The 20,261-nt window shown below is 57.5% G+C and carries 14 protein-coding genes and 1 riboswitch; of the genes, 9 read left to right on the top strand and 5 right to left on the bottom strand.

The annotated features are described in order from the left end of the window. Nucleotides 1-15 precede the first annotated feature (15 nt). Entirely contained in the window at nucleotides 16-957 is a 942-nt protein-coding gene (locus SBL51_RS11670) for a hydrogen peroxide-inducible genes activator (RefSeq protein ID WP_317931109.1), read from the top strand. Between the two features lie 127 nt (nucleotides 958-1,084). On the opposite strand, the gene SBL51_RS11665 is transcribed toward SBL51_RS11670, so the two are convergent. After that, nucleotides 1,085-1,636: a phosphate ABC transporter substrate-binding protein gene (locus tag SBL51_RS11665; RefSeq protein WP_317931108.1), complete on the bottom strand. Its 552-nt coding sequence runs from the start codon at nucleotides 1,634-1,636 to the stop codon at nucleotides 1,085-1,087. 777 nt (nucleotides 1,637-2,413) lie between these two features. Then, a riboswitch (TPP riboswitch) is annotated at nucleotides 2,414-2,556 on the top strand. Between the two features lie 167 nt (nucleotides 2,557-2,723). Between SBL51_RS11665 and thiC the strand changes: the two genes are divergently transcribed. Genes thiC through SBL51_RS11635 form a run of 6 tightly spaced genes read left to right on the top strand, consistent with a single transcriptional unit; the run spans nucleotide 2,724 to nucleotide 9,404 of the window. After that, nucleotides 2,724-4,625: a phosphomethylpyrimidine synthase ThiC gene (thiC, locus tag SBL51_RS11660; protein WP_317931107.1), complete on the top strand. Its 1,902-nt coding sequence runs from the start codon at nucleotides 2,724-2,726 to the stop codon at nucleotides 4,623-4,625. 5 nt (nucleotides 4,626-4,630) lie between these two features. Further along, nucleotides 4,631-5,722 carry a glycine oxidase ThiO gene (thiO, locus tag SBL51_RS11655; protein ID WP_317931106.1) on the top strand — a complete coding sequence of 364 codons (1,092 nt, stop codon included), beginning with the start codon at nucleotides 4,631-4,633 and terminating at the stop codon, nucleotides 5,720-5,722. Between the two features lie 4 nt (nucleotides 5,723-5,726). Then, nucleotides 5,727-5,930, top strand: a complete 204-nt coding sequence (gene thiS, locus SBL51_RS11650; RefSeq protein ID WP_317931105.1) for a sulfur carrier protein ThiS — start codon at nucleotides 5,727-5,729, stop codon at nucleotides 5,928-5,930. A 3-nt stretch (nucleotides 5,931-5,933) separates the two neighbouring features. Continuing rightward, nucleotides 5,934-6,722: a thiazole synthase gene (locus SBL51_RS11645; protein WP_317931104.1), complete on the top strand. Its 789-nt coding sequence runs from the start codon at nucleotides 5,934-5,936 to the stop codon at nucleotides 6,720-6,722. Next, the gene (thiE, locus tag SBL51_RS11640) at nucleotides 6,719-8,245 is read left to right on the top strand and encodes a thiamine phosphate synthase (RefSeq protein ID WP_317931103.1); all 1,527 of its coding nucleotides are present in this window, start codon (nucleotides 6,719-6,721) and stop codon (nucleotides 8,243-8,245) included. The genes SBL51_RS11645 and thiE overlap by 4 nt, the downstream gene beginning before the upstream one ends. Continuing rightward, nucleotides 8,238-9,404: a HesA/MoeB/ThiF family protein gene (locus SBL51_RS11635; protein WP_317931102.1), complete on the top strand. Its 1,167-nt coding sequence runs from the start codon at nucleotides 8,238-8,240 to the stop codon at nucleotides 9,402-9,404. The genes thiE and SBL51_RS11635 overlap by 8 nt, the downstream gene beginning before the upstream one ends. 4 nt (nucleotides 9,405-9,408) lie before the next feature. On the opposite strand, the gene SBL51_RS11630 is transcribed toward SBL51_RS11635, so the two are convergent. Both SBL51_RS11630 and SBL51_RS11625 read right to left on the bottom strand, forming a co-directional pair. Continuing rightward, nucleotides 9,409-12,588, bottom strand: coding sequence for a multidrug efflux RND transporter permease subunit (locus SBL51_RS11630; protein ID WP_317931101.1), 3,180 nt, complete (start codon nucleotides 12,586-12,588; stop codon nucleotides 9,409-9,411). Between the two features lie 108 nt (nucleotides 12,589-12,696). Next, nucleotides 12,697-13,893: an efflux RND transporter periplasmic adaptor subunit gene (locus tag SBL51_RS11625; RefSeq protein WP_317931100.1), complete on the bottom strand. Its 1,197-nt coding sequence runs from the start codon at nucleotides 13,891-13,893 to the stop codon at nucleotides 12,697-12,699. 437 nt (nucleotides 13,894-14,330) lie between these two features. Here SBL51_RS11625 and SBL51_RS11620 point away from each other — a divergent pair, with 437 nt between their 5' ends. Next, nucleotides 14,331-14,933, top strand: a complete 603-nt coding sequence (locus tag SBL51_RS11620; RefSeq protein ID WP_317931099.1) for a TetR/AcrR family transcriptional regulator — start codon at nucleotides 14,331-14,333, stop codon at nucleotides 14,931-14,933. 477 nt (nucleotides 14,934-15,410) lie between these two features. Beyond that, nucleotides 15,411-17,006 (top strand): alpha/beta fold hydrolase, encoded by a 1,596-nt coding sequence (locus tag SBL51_RS11615; protein ID WP_317931098.1) that lies wholly within the window; start codon nucleotides 15,411-15,413, stop codon nucleotides 17,004-17,006. 27 nt (nucleotides 17,007-17,033) lie between these two features. On the opposite strand, the gene oadA is transcribed toward SBL51_RS11615, so the two are convergent. Together oadA and SBL51_RS11605 are read right to left on the bottom strand one after the other, a co-directional pair. Further along, nucleotides 17,034-18,818 (bottom strand): sodium-extruding oxaloacetate decarboxylase subunit alpha, encoded by a 1,785-nt coding sequence (gene oadA, locus SBL51_RS11610; RefSeq protein WP_317931097.1) that lies wholly within the window; start codon nucleotides 18,816-18,818, stop codon nucleotides 17,034-17,036. A 14-nt stretch (nucleotides 18,819-18,832) separates the two neighbouring features. Continuing rightward, nucleotides 18,833-20,248: an acetyl-CoA carboxylase biotin carboxylase subunit gene (locus SBL51_RS11605; RefSeq protein WP_317931096.1), complete on the bottom strand. Its 1,416-nt coding sequence runs from the start codon at nucleotides 20,246-20,248 to the stop codon at nucleotides 18,833-18,835. Nucleotides 20,249-20,261: the final 13 nt, after the last annotated feature.

Genomic DNA, 20,261 nt, shown 5'->3' with positions numbered 1-20,261 from the left:
TAGTAGAGAAAGAGCATGGCCAGCAAAGATCGCCTGCCGGTGTTGAACCAGATTAACTATTTTGTCGAAGTGGCCCGGCAGCAGAGCTATCGCTCGGCGGCTCAGCAGTTGGGGGTAAGTCAGCCTACCCTAACCAGCCAAATCGCCGCTTTGGAGAAAACCCTGGGGGTGACTCTGTTCGAGCGCTCTCGCAGCGGAACCCAACTCTCCCCCCAGGGGCGCATGCTGCTGGAGCCGGCCCAGGAGGTGCTGCAGGCGAGCCTGCGCTTTAGTGATCTGGCGCGGACCATGGCGGATGACAGCCAAACCACCTATCGCCTGGGGGTACCCTCCACGCTTGGGCCCTACCTGTTGCCGTATGTTTTGCCAGAGCTGCACGCCCGTTTTGCCAAACTGAAATTCTATGTGCGTGATGCGCCGCCTTTGCAGCTGGAGCAGGGATTGTTGGCCGGTGAGTTTGATCTGGTGATTTCGCCAATGTACTCGGAATCGTCACAGATCATTGCCGCCGAGCTGTTCGTGGAACCGCTAAAATTTGTAATTCCGAGCGATCACCGCCTGGCCGGGCAGCAGTTTATTGAGCCGGCGGATATCAAAGATGAGAGTGTTTTGACTCTGGAAAACAGCCACCACTTCCACTACCAGATTCTGGATATCTGCAACAAGCTGGGAGCGAAAGTACTGCGCGACTACGAAGGCACCAGCCTGGATACCCTGCGGCAGATGGTGGTGATGGGCATGGGTGTGGCGTTTCTGCCGGGGCTCTATATTCACTCAGAGTTACATCGCCCGGAAGCGCTGCATGTTTGTGAGTTATCGAATATGCCCATTGTGCGCCGGCACAGTTTGGTGTGGCGTAACACCGCCCCTGGAAGAGTATTTTTTCGGGAGCTGGCCGGCCACTTTCGGGAGATTATCGGTCAGCAGCTGGCCAGTGCCGTGAAGGTGTTGGGGTAGTCAATATAGTGGGTATTGGTAGATATCTGCGTATGAAATACATCGCAATTTTTAGCGGGCTCCCTTGCCTGGCTAACCCACTAAATATTGGTTTTCGCTGCGTTGCTCAGTGAGCGTAGAAAATCAGTTATTTAATTTCGAGCACTACCCGCACACTACTGTCCACTTCACTACTGTCGATGTAACCAATAAGTGCCGGGTTTTGCGCGACCAACCTTTTTAACTCACTACCTGAGGCAATGGCTTTGGGTGGAGTACCTTTGCCGGTAAACAGTAGCTGCGCCCAATAAGATTTAATCTGTTGGTTACTTTTTTTCAATACCTGGTTGATAAACTTCTCCCACAGTACATCTCCCTCGGCGAGCTCAACCGGAATCACCTCGGACCCATCCGGAAATGTTTTTACTTTGCCAAGATAAATTCGCGAAACATCTTCTTCACTGATGGTGCTGCTGTTGCTTGGGTGAACAATAACGGCGATATCACTCCAGGCTACGGAGGTGGCCAGCAGGCACAAAACAGCAGCGCAAATGGAAAGCAATGAATGTGGTTGTATTGGTTTCATTTTCTTAGTGTCCCTTCTTTGAACAATGCACCGACAGGTGGTGACGACAGACCATTGGCTAGCCATCACACTTACCAACTGAAAATAGCCCACTGTGTTCAGGGGCGTTGTCATACTCGATAGCAACAGTCAGGCCATTGTGTAGCCAGTTGGTAGTGGTAAAGCTGTAGGCCCGGGTGAGCTTGCGGGCAAGGTTTTCGCCTCCGTCGCCAGGTAACCGGGATGCTGCCGGGCCCACAGAGGTACACCTTGTTGCTTGCAATCTGCTTAATGCTCGGTGGGAAGTTATTGCCACTCGGGTGCCTTTCTATTCCTGGGTTAATACTGTGGTGTACTTGGTTAACTTTATGCCGCAGCTAAGCTGCGTGTGTGACAATCAATCTCTATCTCATGAACCATTGAAAGCTCTGTAGGGCGCAACTTTTCCACAGAAAACAGTGTCAATCTTTGTAAAACAAAATCCGAATCACAAAATTATTATAGAAAGGGATTGGGCAAATACTAAAAAATGTCGGGGTTTTCTCAAAATATCGATATTGGATATATGAATTGGGAATAACGACAACCGGTTTTGCTGGTGGCGCCAATTATATTATTCACTTTGGTTGGAAATTACCTAATTATTAGATTGCTTTATCTGCCCAATGAGGTGATTTTGTTGCGAATAGACTGGATTAATGCACCGGAAAATAGCGGTCATTATCAGCGGTGGCGCGTTGCTGGTTTAGGGGTTTTAGCCGACGCTATTGGCCAGTTGTGAACGAGCTTTCTCCTCGACTTTTTTCCGAAATTACCCCTTTGAGTTAGAACTCCATAACTGGCGAGTGGGTCTGTTGTTTGTGGCTTGTGCTTGCTGTTGATAATTTGTTTGGTTAGACTCGCCGCCTTCAAAGCGACTTGTCGGGGTGCTTTCCCATTTTTAATTGAACACTATTTTTTATTGTGTTCAATTAAGCGGAAGGCTGAGATGATTGTTCGAACCCGTTGCACCTGAACAGGTTAATGCCTGCGTAGGGAACAAGTGTCACAGTGCGTTGTGGCGCCTAAGTGAAGTACAACTTTTGGTTAGCAGAAGCGTGTTGCGCTCGTGGTTTTGGCTGCGGGAATCTCAGCCGTGCCTTTGCGGACCTTGGTTTGTCTATTTGCTATGGGCCCTTGGCGCGTCGGCAGGTTGCATGTGTTTATTCGATTGGAGAAACTCATGCCCAACACCGCCGACACCAGTAACTCCCAGGTTCTACAGCTCAGTAATACCAGTGCGCTTGATAGCCTGTCGAGCAATCCTTTTCCCAATTCCCGTAAATGTTATGTGCCCGCTAGTCGCCCCGATATTCGCGTCGCCATGCGTGAAGTTGAGTTGGCGGAGAGCCCCGGGCCCAATGGCTCTTTACCGGCGAACGCGCCGGTTAAAATCTACGATACCTCCGGCCCTTACAGCGACCCGAACCAGACTATCGACGTGCGCAAGGGGTTGCCAGCCCTGCGACAAGCGTGGATCAATGAACGCGCGGATACCGAAATACTGGCCGAGTTTAGCTCGGAGTATGCCCACCTGCGCGAACAAAATATGGCCTTGGAAAAATTGCGTTTTGCCTTGCAGCGCAAGCCGCGCCGAGCGAAGGCGGGCAACAATGTCACTCAGTTGCACTACGCCCGGCAGGGCATTATCACCCCGGAGATGGAGTACATCGCCCTACGCGAAAACTTAGGGTTGTCGCAGGCGGCCATGCACGCGGCGATGCAGGCACAACACCCCGGCCAAAGTTTTGGGGCCAATACACCGGACTACATTACCCCGGAATTTGTGCGCAGCGAGGTGGCCGCAGGGCGGGCGGTTATCCCGGCCAATGTTAACCACCCGGAATCGGAGCCGATGATTATCGGCAGAAATTTTCTGGTAAAAATTAATGCCAATATCGGCAACAGTGCGGTGACCTCCTCCATTGAGGAGGAGGTGGAAAAACTGGTCTGGTCCACCCGCTGGGGTGGCGATACGGTGATGGACCTCTCCACCGGCAACAATATTCACGAAACCCGGGAGTGGATTGTGCGCAACTCGCCGGTGCCGATTGGTACTGTGCCGATCTATCAGGCATTGGAGAAGGTGAATGGCGTTGCCGAGGATCTAACCTGGGAAATTTTTCGCGATACTTTAATTGAGCAGGCGGAGCAGGGCGTTGACTATTTTACGCTGCACGCCGGATTGCTGTTGCGCTATATCCCCCTCACGGCCAAGCGGCTAACGGGAATCGTTTCGCGCGGTGGTTCGATTATGGCGAAGTGGTGCTTGGCTCACCATCAGGAAAATTTTATCTACAGCCATTTCGAAGAGATCTGCGCAATTATGAAAGCCTACGACGTCACCTTCTCCCTGGGGGATGGGTTGCGACCGGGCTCCATTGCCGATGCCAACGACGAAGCACAGTTTGCCGAGTTGCGTACCTTGGGTGAGTTGACCAAGGTGGCCTGGCAACACGATGTGCAGGTGTTTATTGAAGGCCCGGGCCATGTGCCTATGCACATGGTTAAGGCCAATATGGATGAGCAGTTAAAACATTGCCATGAGGCGCCTTTCTATACCCTTGGACCATTGGTGACCGATATCTCCCCAGGCTATGACCATTTTGCCTCGGGTATTGGTGCCGCCATGATTGGCTGGTATGGCTGCGCTATGCTCTGCTATGTCACACCGAAGGAGCACCTGGGGCTGCCCGATAAAAACGACGTGAAAGAGGGCATTATCACCTACAAAATCGCCGCCCACGCCGCCGACCTGGCCAAAGGTCACCCGGCTGCCCAATTGCGCGATAATGCGCTCTCCAAGGCCCGTTTTGAATTCCGTTGGGAAGATCAATTTAATTTGAGTCTCGATCCCGAGCGCGCCCGGGAATTTCACGATCAAACTCTGCCCAAAGCTTCGGCCAAGGTGGCCCACTTCTGTTCCATGTGCGGCCCGAAATTCTGCTCGATGAAAATTTCCCAGGAGTTGCGCGACGCCTCGGCCAGTTTGGCAACTGCGTTACCCGGCGAGCGGGAAGCGGGTATGCAGGCGATGTCGGAGAAGTTTAAAGCCGACGGCAGTGAACTTTATCACCCGGTGTAGACGCGATGGCAAATTCACGCACAACCATTGCCATTGTTGGGGCCGGCTTAATGGGGCGGGTAGCTGCCTGGCGATTGTTGACAGCGGGTTACTCGGTCACCCTGTTTGATCGCGATGCCATCGCCGGTGGTACCGCTGCCGCCTACACCGCCGCCGGCATGTTGGCGCCGCTCTCAGAATTGGAGAGCGCCGAGAGCTTGGTTTACCACCTGGGCCTGCGCAGTTTGCAGCTGTGGCCTGAGTGGCTGCACAGCTTAAATGCCGGGGCATTGATGGGCAATGGTGGCACGCTGGTGGTCGCCCATGCGCAGGACCGATCCAGCTTTTTGCAATTCCAATCCAATTTAGCGCACAAACTGGCGAGCTCCGATCTGTTGCAGATGTTAGAGCAGCCAGCCTTGGCGGCGCTGGAGCCCGACCTTGCACAACATTTTTCGTCAGCGCTCTGGTTGAAAAATGAGTGTTGGCTAAATACCCATGCGCTGCTCGCGCGCTTGGCCCAGGCGATTCAATCGGCAAAAGCCGTCTGGCACAGCCAGTGCGAGGTGGAGAGCGTGGCGCCCGGACGGGTGACGGTCAATGGCGAGAGCTCAGCATTTGATTGGGTGGTGGATTGTCGCGGCCTGGGTGCCAAAGCCGACTGCGTCAATTTGCGCGGCGTGCGTGGTGAGTTGCTGGAAGTGTACGCGCCGGAGGTGAACTACACGCACATGCTGCGCTTGATGCACCCGCGCTACCGGCTCTATTTGGTACCGAGGCCCAATCACCACTACCTGTTGGGGGCGACGCAGATTGAGAGCGAAGACTACTCGCCTATTTCGGTGCGTTCCGCCATGGAGCTTTTATCTGCGTTGTACACCCTGCACCCAGGTTTTGCCGAAGCGCGGGTTGTTGGCAGCCGCTCTAATTGCCGTCCGGCCTTTAACAATAATCTGCCCGCTATCCACAGCCAACCCGGCCTATTGCGCGTGAATGGTCTCTATCGCCACGGTTATTTAATGGCGCCAGCTTTGGCCGAAGCCGTGCAGTGGCGGCTTGACGGCGAGACAGCGGCGAGCCCCTTTCCCGAACTTTTTCACACAGATTTACCAAGGTGACTTTGTGATTACAATTTTTATTAATGGCGAACGCCAAACGTTGGCCCAGCCCGAGAATTTACAGCAGCTGTTGGCGGGCCTAGCCGGTCTACCCGAAAAATTTGCCCTGGCCGTGAACGGAGCTTTTATTCCTGCGCCCGATTACAGCACTACCGCAGTCGCCAGTGGCGATGAGATTGAACTGCTTGTGCCGATGCAAGGAGGTTAGGGTATGTGGTCTTTAGCTGAACAAAAAATCAATAGCCGGCTGTTAATTGGCTCGGCACTCTACCCGTCGCCGGAAATTATGAGCGGTGCCATTCGGGCATCGGGGGCGCAAGTGGTTACAGTTTCGCTGCGCCGGCAGTTGCCCAACCATCAGGGTGAAAACAGATTCTGGCAAACCATTCAGGCTTTAGGTGTACATCTACTGCCCAACACCGCCGGCTGCTATTCGGTAAAAGAGGCAGTCACCACTGCGCAGATGGCCCGTGAACTGTTCAACACCCACTGGATTAAATTAGAGGTGATCGGCGACGACTACACCTTGCAGCCGGACCCCTTTGCACTGTTGGAGGCGAGCAAAGAGCTGATCAGCCAGGGATTTGAAGTCTTTCCCTACTGCACCGATGACCTGGTGTTGTGTGAAAAACTGGTCGCCGCCGGTTGCCGGATTATTATGCCCTGGGGCGCACCCATTGGCAGTGGCCGTGGCTTGATCAACCCCTATGCGCTAAAAAATTTACGGCAGCGTTTGCCGGAGATTACCTTAATTATCGATGCCGGCATTGGCTCACCCGCACATGCGGTGCAGGCGCTGGAGATGGGTTTTGATGGGGTGCTGCTCAATACCGCGATTGCGCAATCGCCCGAGCCGGTGGCCATGGCGCAGGCCTTTAACTTTGCTGTGCAGGCGGGGCGACTGGCCTACGATGCGGGCATTATTCCGCCAAAGGATTTAGCTCAGCCGAGCACGCCCACGTTGGGTACCCCCTTTTGGCAGCTGGGTAAAGCAGAGTGATTGCGCCACCATTAACGCACTCGTTTATTTTGGCGCGCAGGCAAAAGCCGGTGGTGTTAACCATCTCCGCCAGCGACTCTTCGGGGCTCGCGGGCAGCCAAATGGATGCCCGTTGCCTGCAGGGGTTGGGGGTCCATGCCGCCCAGGCCATGACTGCGGTCACCGCACAAAACAGTGGTGAATTTTCGGCGCTGAATGCAATTTCCGCCAGCCAATTGGAAAGCCAAATTGATGCCGCTCTGGCGCTTAAGCCGCAGTTGATAAAAGTCGGGATGCTGGCCAGTGGCGAACAGGTGGCGATGCTCGCCAAAAAACTGCCCGCATTAAAATTACCGGTGGTCTACAACCCGGTTCTGCAAACCAGCAGTGGCCGGGTGGTGGTTGATGAGTGTCTGCTGGCTCAGATTAAAAAAACACTGCTGCCTGGTTGCGATCTGATTACACCCAACCTGCCGGAAGCGGAACTGCTGTCGGGTTTAAGTGCTGATACCGGCCAGGCGAAAAATAGCGTGGCCGATGCGCTGCAATCGATGGGCGCGAAGGCGGTGGTGATTTGTGGTGGTCACAGCGCCGGGCCTTTTGCGGAAGATTTCTGCTACACCCCGGCCGCCAATTTTTCGCTGCGTAGCCCCAAGCTGGCCACGTCGCATCTGCGCGGTACCGGCTGTGCCTTTGCCAGTTTTATTGCCGGTGCATTGGCGCTCGGCTATGAGCTGCGCGATGCCCTGGTGATTGCCAAAATGGCCATGCAGGAGGGGCTGGCAGCGGGGCTGCCCATCAATGGCGAGCAGGGCCACCTGCAACCCTTGGGCTTTCCGACCAAAGCCTGGCCGCAGCTTATCGATGGGGTGATAAATCCACCGGCCAACAGTGGGCCCTTTGCTGCCTGTGTGGGTGGCGGCGAAGCGGCGTCGCTTGGCCTCTACCCAATCGTTGACCGCGCCAGTTGGCTCGAGCGGTTGCTGCCGCTCGGTGTTACCACGGTGCAGTTGCGCATTAAAGATCTGACGGGACAGTCATTGGCGGATGAAATTCACCGGGCGGTGGCACTCAGCCAGCGCTATGGCGCCCGATTATTTATCAATGACTATTGGCAGCTGGCCATTGCTGCGGGCGCCTACGGTGTGCACCTGGGGCAGGAGGACCTGCACTCGGCCGATTTGGCAGCCATCCAGCGCGCGGACTTGCGTTTGGGGCTGAGCAGCCACAGCCATTTTGAAGTTGCCCGGGCGTTAACTCTGCAGCCCTCCTATCTCGCCTGTGGCCCCACCTTTGCCACCACCACCAAAAAAATGCCCTGGCAGGTGCACGGTTTAGCGGGCTTGGCCTACTGGCTGCAAGCGCTGCCCAGCACACCACTGGTGGCCATCGCCGGTATCGATGAGCACAACATTGCCGAGGTTGCCGCCACGGGCGTCTCCGCTATCGCTGTGATTACCGCCATTACCCGGGCGGCTGATCCTGAACAAAAAACGCAGCGGCTTCTGGAATTGATTAATCAAGCGAGGAGAGCGGATGCCTGAACTGAATAACGTGTTATTTGGCCCCGATGAGCAGGCCCGCTACCTGCGTCAGTTACAGTTGCCGGGCTTTGCTGCAAAGGGCCAGGCGAGCTTGCGGGCGGCCCGGGTGCTGCTTGTGGGTGTGGGTGGGCTCGGCTGCCCGGCGGCGCAATATTTGGCAGCGGCGGGGGTGGGCCGGTTAACGCTGGTGGATGGTGATAGTGTTGCGCTCAGTAATTTAGCGCGGCAGATTCTTTTTACCGAGGCGGATATTGGCCGCAATAAAGCCGCGGTGGCGGCCAGCCGTTTAAGCCAACAAAATTCTTTGGTCACCCTTGCTGCGGTTACGCAGCACTTGGCCGAAGCGAACGCCGAGGCTCTTATTGCTGAGTGCGATATTGTGCTCGACTGCACCGATAACTTTTACACCCGCTATCTGCTCAATGATCACTGTCATCGCCTGCAGAAACCCTGGGTCTATGCCAGTGTCTTGCAATTTGCTGGACAGCTGGCACTGTTCCAGCCCAATGGGGGTTGCTTTCGTTGTCTGTTTCCGGAAGTGAGTGAGGTGGCCGACTGCAACCAGGCGGGGGTGTTGGGGGTTGTACCGGGTATTGTCGGTAATCTGCAGGCGTTAACGGCCATCAAATATCTAGCGGATTTAGACGGTGGCAAACTCAGTACACTTTTTCAATTCTCTGCGCTCGACCTGCAACTCAAACCAATAAAACTGCAGCCATCGCGCGCTTGCCCTTTGTGTGGTGGTGGGGTGAAAACAGAATGGGCATATACGCAGTCGGGAAGCGGCCGGAGCGATGTTTTTATGGCGGCCGCAGAGTCATGGCCGGGGGCACCATTGTCTGGCGACTATCAAATAGCCGCCGCACATTTTTATCAGTTTCTCGAGCGCTACCAACCGCAGTTGATTGACCTGCGCTCACCGGCAGAGCACGCCGCGGCTAATCTCGGCGGAATTAATATCCCCTTGGCGGAGGTTACTCAATGGCAGGGATGGCAGCCGGGGCGCGCCTATCTGCTCTACTGCCAGTCTGGGCGGCGCTCGCAGCTAGCCCTGCAACGCCTGCTGGCGGCGGGCTTGCCGGCCGAGGTGACTCTTAAAAACTTAGCCGGTGGTTGCGACGCGCTGGCTGGCTGGCGCTCGCAAGCCCCCGGCGCATAGCCAATCAAGCGCTGCGGTCGATGACGCCGACGGCTTGCTCATCTTGGCTCTTTTTTCTGCTCAGGCGCTGCACCAGGCTTTGGATCACCAGGAAAAAGATCGGTGTAAAGAAGAGTCCAAACAGAGTGACCCCCAACATGCCAAAGAAGACCGCAATACCCAGCGCCTGGCGAATCTCGGCGCCGGCGCCGTGGGCGATCATTAATGGCAGCACGCCAAAAATAAAGGCGAAGGAGGTCATCACAATAGGGCGCAGACGCAGGCGGCAGGCCTCCAGGGCAGCGTTGGCAATACTCTGCCCCCGGTGCAACTCTTCGCGGGCAAACTCCACGATCAAAATGGCGTTTTTGGCGGCCAGCGCCAGCAGCACAAACAGCCCCACCTGAGTAAAGATATTCACCTCGGAACCCATAATGATGATGCCGGCAATGGCGCTCAACAGGCACATGGGCACGATCAGAATAATCACCAGCGGCAGATTCAAACTCTCATACTGGGCCGCCAGCACCAGGAACACCAATAACACCGACAGCGCCATAATGGGCAGCAGGCTGCCGGAGGCGTTCACCTGCTGATAGGTGATTTCGGTCCAACTGGCGACCATGCCCGGTGGCAGTACCGCTTTCGCCGCCGCCAGCATGGTGTCGATGGCCTGGCCGGAGCTGTAACCCGCTGCCGGTTTGGCGCTGATATTGGCGCTGGGGTAACCGTTAAAGCGCTGTACGGTATTGGCGCCGTAGCTCTGTTTCAGCTCCACCAGCGAACCCACCGGCACCATCTCGCCCTGGTCGTTGCGGGTTTGCAGCACCAGAGCATCTTCCGGGTGGGCGCGAAAACGCTGGTCGGCCTGGACCATTACGCGGAAGGTACGGCCAAACTGATTGAAGTCGTTGACGTAGTAAGAGCCCAAGTAGGCTTGCAGGGTGAAGAAGAGATCTTCCAGATCGACCCCCATGCGCTTAGCCTTGGCGCGGTCGACGTCGGCCAGTATCTGCGGCGCGTTGATTTCGTAGTGGCTAAAAGCGGCTGTCACTTCCGGGTGCTTGCGCACTTCGGCCAGGTACTGCTGGGTAACGGCGTAGAGCTGGTCTGGGCCCACCGCCAGCCGATCTTCCAGCTGCAGCTTAATACCCCCCGCCGGGCCGTAGCCGCGGATGGGTGGTGCCGCCAGCGCCATCACCATGGCGCCCTCGATAGCGGCGTATTGGCGATTGAGCGCCTGGGCGATGGCCGGGCCGGAGAGTGCCTCTCCGCGCTCCTCAAACGGGAGTAAGGGGAGAAACACGATGGCGCTGTTGGAGGTGCGGGTGAAGCCATTGATGGAGAGCCCGGAGAACTGAATCGCGTGGGCTACCCCGGGTGTCGCCAGGGCAATCTCACCCACCTGCTGCACCACCGCTTCGGTGCGTTCAATGGAGGCGCCGGGCGGTAGGGTGATGACGTTGATCAGGTAACCTTTGTCCTGCTCCGGCACAAAGCCCTTAGGCGACTGTTCAAAGCTGAACTGGGCCAGAGCGACCAGGCCAACATAGACCGCCACCATTAACCCCTTTACCCGGAAAGTGCGTTTCACCACACCCAGGTAGCCGCGGCTGGCGCCATCAAAAAAGCGGTTGAAGGGGCGGAAAAACCAGCCCAGGGCGGCGTTGATCAGCTGCTGCAGGCGGTCGGGTTGATCGCGGTGGTCGTGCAGAATCAGGGCACACAGGGCTGGTGACAGGGTCAGCGAGTTGATGCCGGAGAGTACCGCGGCAAAGGCGATGGTGAGCGAGAACTGCTGGTAAAAGGCGCCGTTGAAACCGCCGACCAGGGCCGGTGGCACAAACACGGCGCAGATCACCAGAGAGATCGCCACAATGGGGCCGGCCACCTCATTCATGGCTCGACGCGCGGCGGCCTTGGGAGCCAGACCATCGCTGATACCCCGTTCAACGTTCTCCACCACAACAATGGCATCGTCCACGACAATGCCCACGGCCAATACCAGGCCAAGCAGGGTGAGGGTGTTGATTGAAAAGCCAAAGGCGAGCAGGGCGGCCATGGTACCAATAATGGAAACCGGTACCGCAATGATGGGAATCAATGCCGCACGCCAGGTCTGCAAAAAGACCAGGACGACCACCACCACCAGCAGTGTCGCCTCCAGCAGGGTTTGAATGACCGAGTGGATGGAGTTGCGCACAAACACGGTGGGGTCGTAGTTGATGGCGTAGCTTACCCCTTCCGGGAAGAACTCACTGAGTGACGCCATGGTGGCGCGCACGTTATCGGCCAGCTCCAGGGCATTGGCGCCGGGGGAGAGGAAAATTGGCAGGGCGACCGCCGGTTGGTTGTCGAGCAGACTGCTTAGCGCGTATTCACTGCCACCCATCTCCATGCGGGCGACATCGCGCAGGTAGGTGATCTGCCCGTCGCTGGTGGCTTTAACGATCACCGCTTCAAACTGCTCTACCGTCTCCAGCCGGCCGGGGGCATTGATGGCCATCTGAAACTGGCTGTTGAGCTTCATGGGCGAGGCGCCAATGGAGCCGGCGGCCACCTGGATGTTCTGCTCGCGCAGGGCGGTGACCACATCTCGGGCGGTCAGCTTTCTGGCCGCCATCTTGTGCGGGTCGAGCCAAACCCGCATGGCGTAGTCACCGGCACCGAAGATGCGTACCTCGCCGGCGCCGGGCAGGCGCAGGAGTGTGTCGCGCACCTGCAGGAGCGCGTAGTTACGCAGATAGAGGCTGTCGTAGCGACCGTCGGAGGAGAGGTTGACCACCATGGTCAGGTCCGGTGAGCTCTTTTTCGCGGTCACCCCTTGGGCGCGCACTTCCGTTGGCAGGCGCGGCAGGGCTTGGGCGATGCGGTTCTGTACCTGCATCAACGCCAGGTCGATATCCTGGCCGAGATCAAACACGGCGTTGATCGACAAGCCGCCATCCTGCTGGGCCTTGGAGTCGAGATAGATTAAACCATCAATGCCCGACAGCTCCTGCTCCAGCGGTGCCGCCACGGTGTTGGCAATCACATCCGGATTGGCGCCCGGGTAACGGGTGCTGATGGCGATGGTCGGCGGGCTCACCTCGGGGTATTCGGAGATGGGCAGTTTCATGGTGGCGATTAGGCCTGCCAGGAAGATGAACATCGAGACCGCGCCAGCAAAGATAGGCCGATCAATAAAAAAGTGTGCGAATTTCATGGTGTCGGTGCTTTTTGCGTAAAGAGCCAAACCGCCCATTGGGAGCGGTTTGGCAGAAGGTGTTGGTTGAGTGCACTGTGGTGGGGATGGCTCGCCGCCCCGCCACCGTTAAAAGCTCTGCGATACCTGTACTGGGTCCAGTGCGGCGGTGGTGGCCTCGACGGTTTGCGGTTGCACAGTAACCCCCGGACGGATTCTTGGCCCGGCGGCCACAATCAGGCGGTCACCTTCGTTCAGCCCGGAACGTATCACCCGCAACCCCTGATAAATGCCACCCAGTTGTACCGCGCGGTACTCAACCACGTTGCTGTCGTTTACCACCAGCACATACTTGCGGCTCTGGTCGGTGCCGATTACCGCTTCATTAACCAGCGCCGCCGGATAGGCATCGCTCAGCTGCATGCGAATACGGGCCGCCATGCCGGGTAGAAATTGGCCGTTGCTGTTGTCGATCAGGGCGCGGACGCGAATGGTACCGCTGCTGGCATTTAATTGGTTGTCGATGAAGTCGAGGGTGGCGCTGAAAGGAAAGGCCTCGGTTCCGGCCAGGCCGACCAGAACCTGGGGCGCTACCGGATGATCCTCTGCCCATTGGGCCAGGCCATTGACGTAGTCGATGTAACTCTGTTCGTCGGTATCGAACACCACATACATGGGGTTGCTGGAGACGATGGTGGTCAACACAGTGCTGCCGGCATTGACGTAGTTGCCAGCGGTGATATTGGCCAGCGAGACCCGGCCGGTGATGGGGGCGCGCACTTCGGTGTAGTGCAGGTTGAGGTCAGCCTCTTCGCGTGCCGCCTGGGCCGCCTGGTAGTCGGCCTCGGCCGAGCGTTTTTGGGCCAGACGACGACCGTACTCCTCTTCGGAGATGGCCTGAGCCTTGATCAATCGCTCGCCCCGGGCTGATTCCGAGTTGGCCAGTTGCAGCTGTGCTTCGGCACGGGCCAGCTCCGCGTCGGCCCGCTGTAGCGCGACTTTATAAGGTTGCTGATCAATCACAAACAGAATATCGCCGGCCTGAACCAGGCTGCCTTCGGTAAAGCTCACCTGTTGCAGATAACCATTGACCCGCGGGCGCAGTTGCACCGCTTCAACGGAGCGGAACTCACCGGTGAAGACCGACCAGTCGGCCACGGGGGCCAGGGCGACAGTTTTGACTTTGACCACTGCCGCAGGCGGCTGCGTGGCGGCCACAGCGCTCTTCTCGCCGCAGCCAACCACAGCGAGGCAGGCTGCCAGCAGGGAGGCGAGGGCGGTGGCTTTGGTGATCGGCCTAGCGCGTTGGGCAATGTTGGTAAACATTGATCGAATTTCCATTAAGTTGTGTGTTGGCTGATGCAATGACCGGTTGTATCAACGTGTTGTCCGACGGTGCCGCAGCAGTTACGCAGAGTCTGCGCACACAGAGCGAGCGTTCGTCGAGGTGCTTGTTTGGCTACCTTTCCAAGTGAAGGAACCTGGCCCAAGTACAGGAACCTGGGTGATGAAACACTGGGGCTGGGTCGGCCGTTAAGCGACTGTGCCCGCCTGGCTCTATTCACTAAAACGCAGGTGCTGGTGTCTCACCGTGAGCCGGGAGATGTTGTTATTAGAATGGTTGGTTGTTGCTGGCAGCTGAATTTGGGATTAAACCAGTAGTCGGGCTTCTTAAACGCAATCAAACTATGGTTAAATGTTACCGGTCAGTAACAGTGGCAAATGTTACTGGTCGGTCACAAGTCCGTCAAGAGGTGTGTGTAATGCTTAATTCGGTGGAATCCTCCTGCTGCCCGCAAAAGTCCAAGGTGCGCGATCGCATATTGGAGGCGGCCATGGGGCTGTTTTATCGGCTGGGCATAAAAGCGGTGGGGGTGGATGCCATCGTCAGTGAGGCCAACACCAACAAAATGAGCCTCTACCGCAACTTCGAATCCAAAGATGAACTGGTGCTGGAGTTTGTTAAAGCCCAGGAGCAGACCTTTCGCGAGCGCTGGCGGGCGATTATGGCGGAGCACGCCGAGGATCCTAAAGAGCAGATCAAACGCATCTTTGAGGCACTGGTGGAGAAGGGGTTGGCAGGTGGTAGCTTTGGCTGCTCCGGTGCTAATGTGGCGGTGGAGTTGCGCGGTGAGGAGCACCCGGCGGTAACCCACATCCAGCAGACCCGAGCCGAGGTGTTGAGCATCTTCTGCCAACTGGCCGCTGACGCCGGTGCGACCAATCCGCAGCAGTTGGGGGTGACCCTGGTACTGCTTTACGAAGGCTGTGTTTTGTCGCGCTTATCTTTTGCCAAGGAGCAGTGGCCGGCACTGCAGGTGGCGGAGATAGTCGAGCAGTTGCTCAATCAAAACTGTACCCAATAGCAGCTTAGGCTGCTTTGGCGGTGCTTTAGTTGGCTAAGCCACTATTGCAATCACCTCAGTCGCAATCACCTCAGTCGCAATCACCTCGACCTCGATCAACCGGCCACGGGCCCGAGCCCCTCTCGCCTTAGTTACAAAATTTCTATTCTGAGCACCATCCCATCCGAGCTGACCACCTGGCGGCTATTGGGGGCAGACCCGTTTGAAGTTACCGTTCGGCTGGCATTGGTTCTGCACGGAACTTCACTGCAGCGCGTCTGCAATCGCCAACAGTTTGGATACCTGGCAGCGCCGTACGGTGGGCTGAATCAGCAACCACCAGTAGTCGATGAGTTCAAGAACCGTCAGACTGGTGCCTGGCTCAGGTTGTACCGCTGCTTTTTTTAATAGTTGATGAAACTGCTAGGAGTGCTGGTCCTCTCTGTGCACCTACTCTTTTGTTTTCACATTGAATTTAAATGGCTAGGCACTCAGTTAATGACGTTAACCATTAATTTGCTTGGGGAATTAACACTGGCGCGAGATGGCCAGCCGATCTCTCTGCCCGCATCCAAACGTACTCGAGCTCTTTTGGCCTATTTGGCGCTAACGGCACGGCCACACCGCCGGGATCGGTTGTGCAAAGTGTTTTGGGAAATTCCCAACGATCCACGTGGTGCCCTGCGTTGGTCGTTGAGTAAATTGCGGCCGTTGGTGAACGACGAAAAAAACGAGCGGCTGCTCGCCGACCGCGAACGGGTCACTCTGCAGGTGAGTGATATTGAGCTGGACATACAGCAGCTGCTACGCCTAGCGGAGCAACCGGATTTGTCGGTGAGCGAGATAATAGCGCTACTGGCGCAACTGCAGGAGCCGTTGCTGGAGGGGATCGACCTGCCCGATCAGGAGATATTTCAACAGTGGTTAGCGGCAGAGCGCCAGGAGTTGGTGCGCTTGCAGGCCAAGTTGATGGCCCGTCTCGCTTGGCATATTGCGCTGCCTCTGCCGGAACGGCTTAACTGGGCGCGAGCCTGGGAGGCAATCGATCCATTTAATCCGGCTGCCGCCACACAGCTTGTGACGCTCTTGGAGTTGCTCGGCCAGCGTTTGGAGGCGGCTGATTTGAGCCATCAATTCGCCCGTCGGTTTCGCAATGCGGGTATTGCCTGGTCGGCCGAAGCGCGCAGTGGCGCTGCCAATAACGAAACCAACACGGTGGCATATAAACCGCGCGGCCGGGAGCTTTTGGCCCGGCAAAGAATTCAATTCTGCAGCGCCAGTGATGGTGCGCGCATCGCCTATGCATCGGTGGGCAAGGGTTTTCCCATTATCAAAGCCGCCAATTGGCTGAGCCATCTGGAACACGATTGGGACGCGCCCATCTGGAGCCCGCTGTTTCGCGATCTGGCCATGGACCACCAGTTTGTGCGTTACGACGAGCGCGGTAATGGCCTTTCCGATTGGAATGTCAGTGATATTTCGTTTGAGGCATTTGTCACCGACCTGGAGTCAGTGGTGGCGGCGAGCCAGTTGCAACGCTTCGCCCTGTTGGGAATTTCCCAGGGGGCGGCGGTATCCATTGAATACGCCGTGCGCCACCCGCAGCGGGTGAGCCACCTGATTCTGTTTGGTGGCTACGCGGCCGGTTGGCGCATCGGCGCCAGTGAACAGCTTCAGCGCGAGCGGGAAGCGGTAATGACCCTCACGGAAACGGGCTGGGGACAGGATAACCCCGCCTATCGGCAGATCTTCTCCTCCACCTTTATGCCGAGCGCTACCGCTGATGAGTTGAACTGGTTTAATGAGTTCCAACGGTTAACCACCTCGCCTAAAAATGCGGTGCGCTTTTTGTCGGTGTTCAGTGATATCGATGTGCGCGAGCGGCTGGCCCAGGTCAAGGTGCCAACCTTGGTGCTGCACTCCCTGGGCGACCAACGCATCCCGGCCCGTACCGGCCAGGAGCTGGCGGCCGCCATCCCCAATGCTGAATTCATTGGTCTGGAGAGCGATGGCCACCTGCTGCTTGGCCGGGAGCCGGCCTCCAAGGAGTTTGTCGAGGCGGTGCGCGGTTTTATCGCCAGCAACCGCAATTAGCCGACGCTGCTGGACTGGACCATTGGTTTAGCTGATCTCCACCAGGGTTTCGCCCGGAGTCACCCGGTCACCCTTATCGACGTATACCGCGGTCACTGTGCCGCCGATATTGGCACAGATTTCGGTTTCCATCTTCATCGCTTCGGTGACCAGAATGGCCTGGCCGGCGCTGACGACATCGCCCTCTTGCACCAACACCTCAACAATATTGCCGGGCATGGCGGCAGTGACATGGCCCGGTTCGGTGGCTTTGCGGCGACCGCCTTTTTTCTCCTCGACATACTCATTGAGTGGCTCGAACACCACCTCTTCCGGCATACCGTCGAGCGATAGGTAGAGTTTGCGTTTGCCGGCACCAAACTCGCCGGCACCGGTGATGACGATCTCGTGGGTCTCACCGTGGACATCGACGCGGAACTCGGTGGCCACGGCATGTTTGGCGTGCTCCTGGGGTGGCAATAGCGGCTCTGGCACCAGCTTGCCTTCGGCGCGCTGCTGCAGGAATTCACGGCCGAGATCGGGGAACATGGCGAAGATCAATACATCTTCGTCGCCCTGAGCGAGGGCGCCGATCTCTTGGCGCAGCTTGTCCATCTCCGGCGGAATGCTGTCGGCCGGGCGGGCGTCGCTGACACTTTCGTTGCCAATCGCCTGCTTGCGCAGCGCTTCGTTAACCGCTGCCGGTGGTTTGCCATAACCACCCTGCAGGTAGCGTTTCACCTCGTTAGTGATGGTTTTGTAGCGCTCGCCGGAGAGCACGTTGTAGACCGCCTGGGTGCCAACAATCTGTGAGCTGGGGGTGACCAGGGGCGGAAAACCCAGGTCCTCGCGCACGCGGGGGATCTCGGCGAACACTTGGTTGATGCGCTCCAGGGCGTTTTGATCTTTCAGCTGGTTGGCCAGGTTGGACATCATGCCGCCCGGCACCTGGTTGATCTGCACCGAGACATCCTCGCGGGTGAATTCACTCTCGAACTGCGCGTATTTCTTGCGCACCTCGCGGAAGTAGTCGGCGATCTCGCCCAGTTGGGTCAAATCCAGGCCGGTGTCGTAGCCGGTGCCGATAAAGGCGGCCACCTGGGATTCGGTGGCGGGGTGGCTGGTGCCGCCAGCAAAGGAGGAGATAGCCGTATCCAAACGGTCGATACCAGCTTCCACCGCCTTCATTTGGCAGAGGGAAGCGAGGCCGGAGGTGGAGTGGCTGTGCAGCACCAGGGGTAGATTGAGCTCGGCTTTGATGGCTTGTACCAGTTCATAGGTGGCGTAGGGGGTGAGCAGGCCGGCCATATCCTTAATGGCGATGGAGTCGGCACCCATATCGCGCATGGCTTTGGCCTGCTCGACAAACAGATTCAGGGTGTGCACCGGACTGGTGGTGTAGCAGAGCGTGCCCTGGGCATGTTTGCCGGATCTCTTCACCGCCTGCATGGCCACTTCAATGTTGCGCAGGTCGTTTAGGGCATCGAACACCCGGAACACATCCATGCCGTTGTCGGCCGCTTTGGCGACGAAGGCCTCGACCACATCGTCGGCGTAGTGGCGGTAGCCGAGCAGGTTCTGGCCGCGCAGCAGCATCTGCAGGCGGGTGTTGGGCAGGGCCGCGCGCAGCTGGCGCAGGCGCTGCCATGGGTCCTCTTTCAGAAAGCGGACGCAGGCATCAAAGGTGGCGCCGCCCCACACCTCCAACGACCAAAAGCCAATGCTGTCGAGCTTGGCGCAGATGGGCAGCATATCCTCGGTGCGCATGCGGGTGGCAATGAGGGATTGATGGGCATCGCGCAGGGTGACGTCGGTGATCTCGATAGGCTTCATATACTTCTCCTTTATTACCAACCGGCGTGTGCGGCTAAGGCTGCCACCAGGGCCAGGGTGACTTCGGTGGGGTGGCGATTGGTTTTGTAATTGAGTAACTCAGGGTGGTCAGGCACAAAACTGGTGTTGAAGTGGGCGTTTTGGAAATCCTCGTGGGCGAGAATCTGCTGGTAGTAACTGGCGGTGGTGCGAATCCCCTGCAGGCGCATGTCATCCAGGGCGCGGCGGCCGCGGGCGATCACCTCCTCCCAGGAGAGTGCCCAGACGATCAGTTTCAAACACATCGAGTCGTAGTAGGGAGGGATTTCGTAGCCGGTAAAGATGGCGGTATCGACCCGTACCCCGGGGCCACCCGGTGCGTAATAGTGGGTAACGCGGCCAAAGCTCGGCAGAAAGTCGTTTTTCGGGTCTTCGGCGTTGATGCGAAACTGCAACGCGAAACCGCGGTAGCTGATGTCCTCCTGGCGGTAGCGCAGGGGCAGGCCGGAGGCGACGCGCAGCTGCTCCTGGACGATATCGACACCGGTGATCTGCTCGGTGATGGTGTGCTCCACCTGCACCCGGGTGTTCATCTCCATAAAGTAGACTTCGTTGCCGGTCAGTAGAAACTCCACCGTGCCGGCATTTTCATAGCCCACCGCGCTGGCCGCCTTCACCGCCAGTTCGCCAATATACTGGCGTTGTTCCGGGGTTAACTGGGGGCTGGGGGCGATCTCGATCAGTTTTTGATTGCGCCGCTGAATGGAGCAGTCGCGCTCATAGAGGTGCACCACATTACCGTGGCCGTCGGCCAGAATCTGCGCCTCGATGTGCAGCGGGTTGACGATGCACTTCTCCAGGAAGACATCCGCCGAGCCAAACGCCTTGGTGGCTTCACTGATCACCCGGGGGTACTGCTGTTTGAGCTCTTCAGCGGAGTTGCAGCGGCGAATACCGCGGCCACCACCACCGGAGGTGGCCTTCAGCATCACCGGGTAGCCGATACCTTCGGCGACGGTTAACGCCTCGGTCAAATCAGCCAGGTTGCCTTCGGAGCCGGGGGTGACCGGTACGCCGGCGGCGATCATGCTTTCGCGGGCGGCGGTTTTATCACCCATGCGGGCAATAACCGCTGACTTGGGCCCGACGAAGGTAATCCCTTTCTGCTCGCACAACTCGGCAAAGTGGGCATTCTCCGAGAGAAAGCCATAGCCCGGGTGTATGGCATCGCAGCCGGTTTCCAGGGCCAGGTTGACGATTTTGAGGGGATCGAGGTAGCCGGCGATGGGGTCCTCTCCCAGGGAGTAGGATTCGTCGGCGCGCTTCACGTGCAAGCCGTAGCGGTCCGGTTCGGTGTAGATCGCCACCGAGCGTATGCCCATTTCAGAGCAGGCGCGGATGATGCGAACGGCGATCTCGCCGCGGTTGGCAATGAGTACCTTGTTTAACATCGGTCAGGACTCC

This window comes from Halioxenophilus sp. WMMB6 (assembly GCF_033283405.1).
In the GTDB taxonomy this organism is placed as follows: Bacteria; Pseudomonadota; Gammaproteobacteria; order Pseudomonadales; family Cellvibrionaceae; genus Halioxenophilus.
Note: the sequence above shows the minus strand (reverse complement) of the source record. Positions and strands in the feature narration are given on the sequence as shown.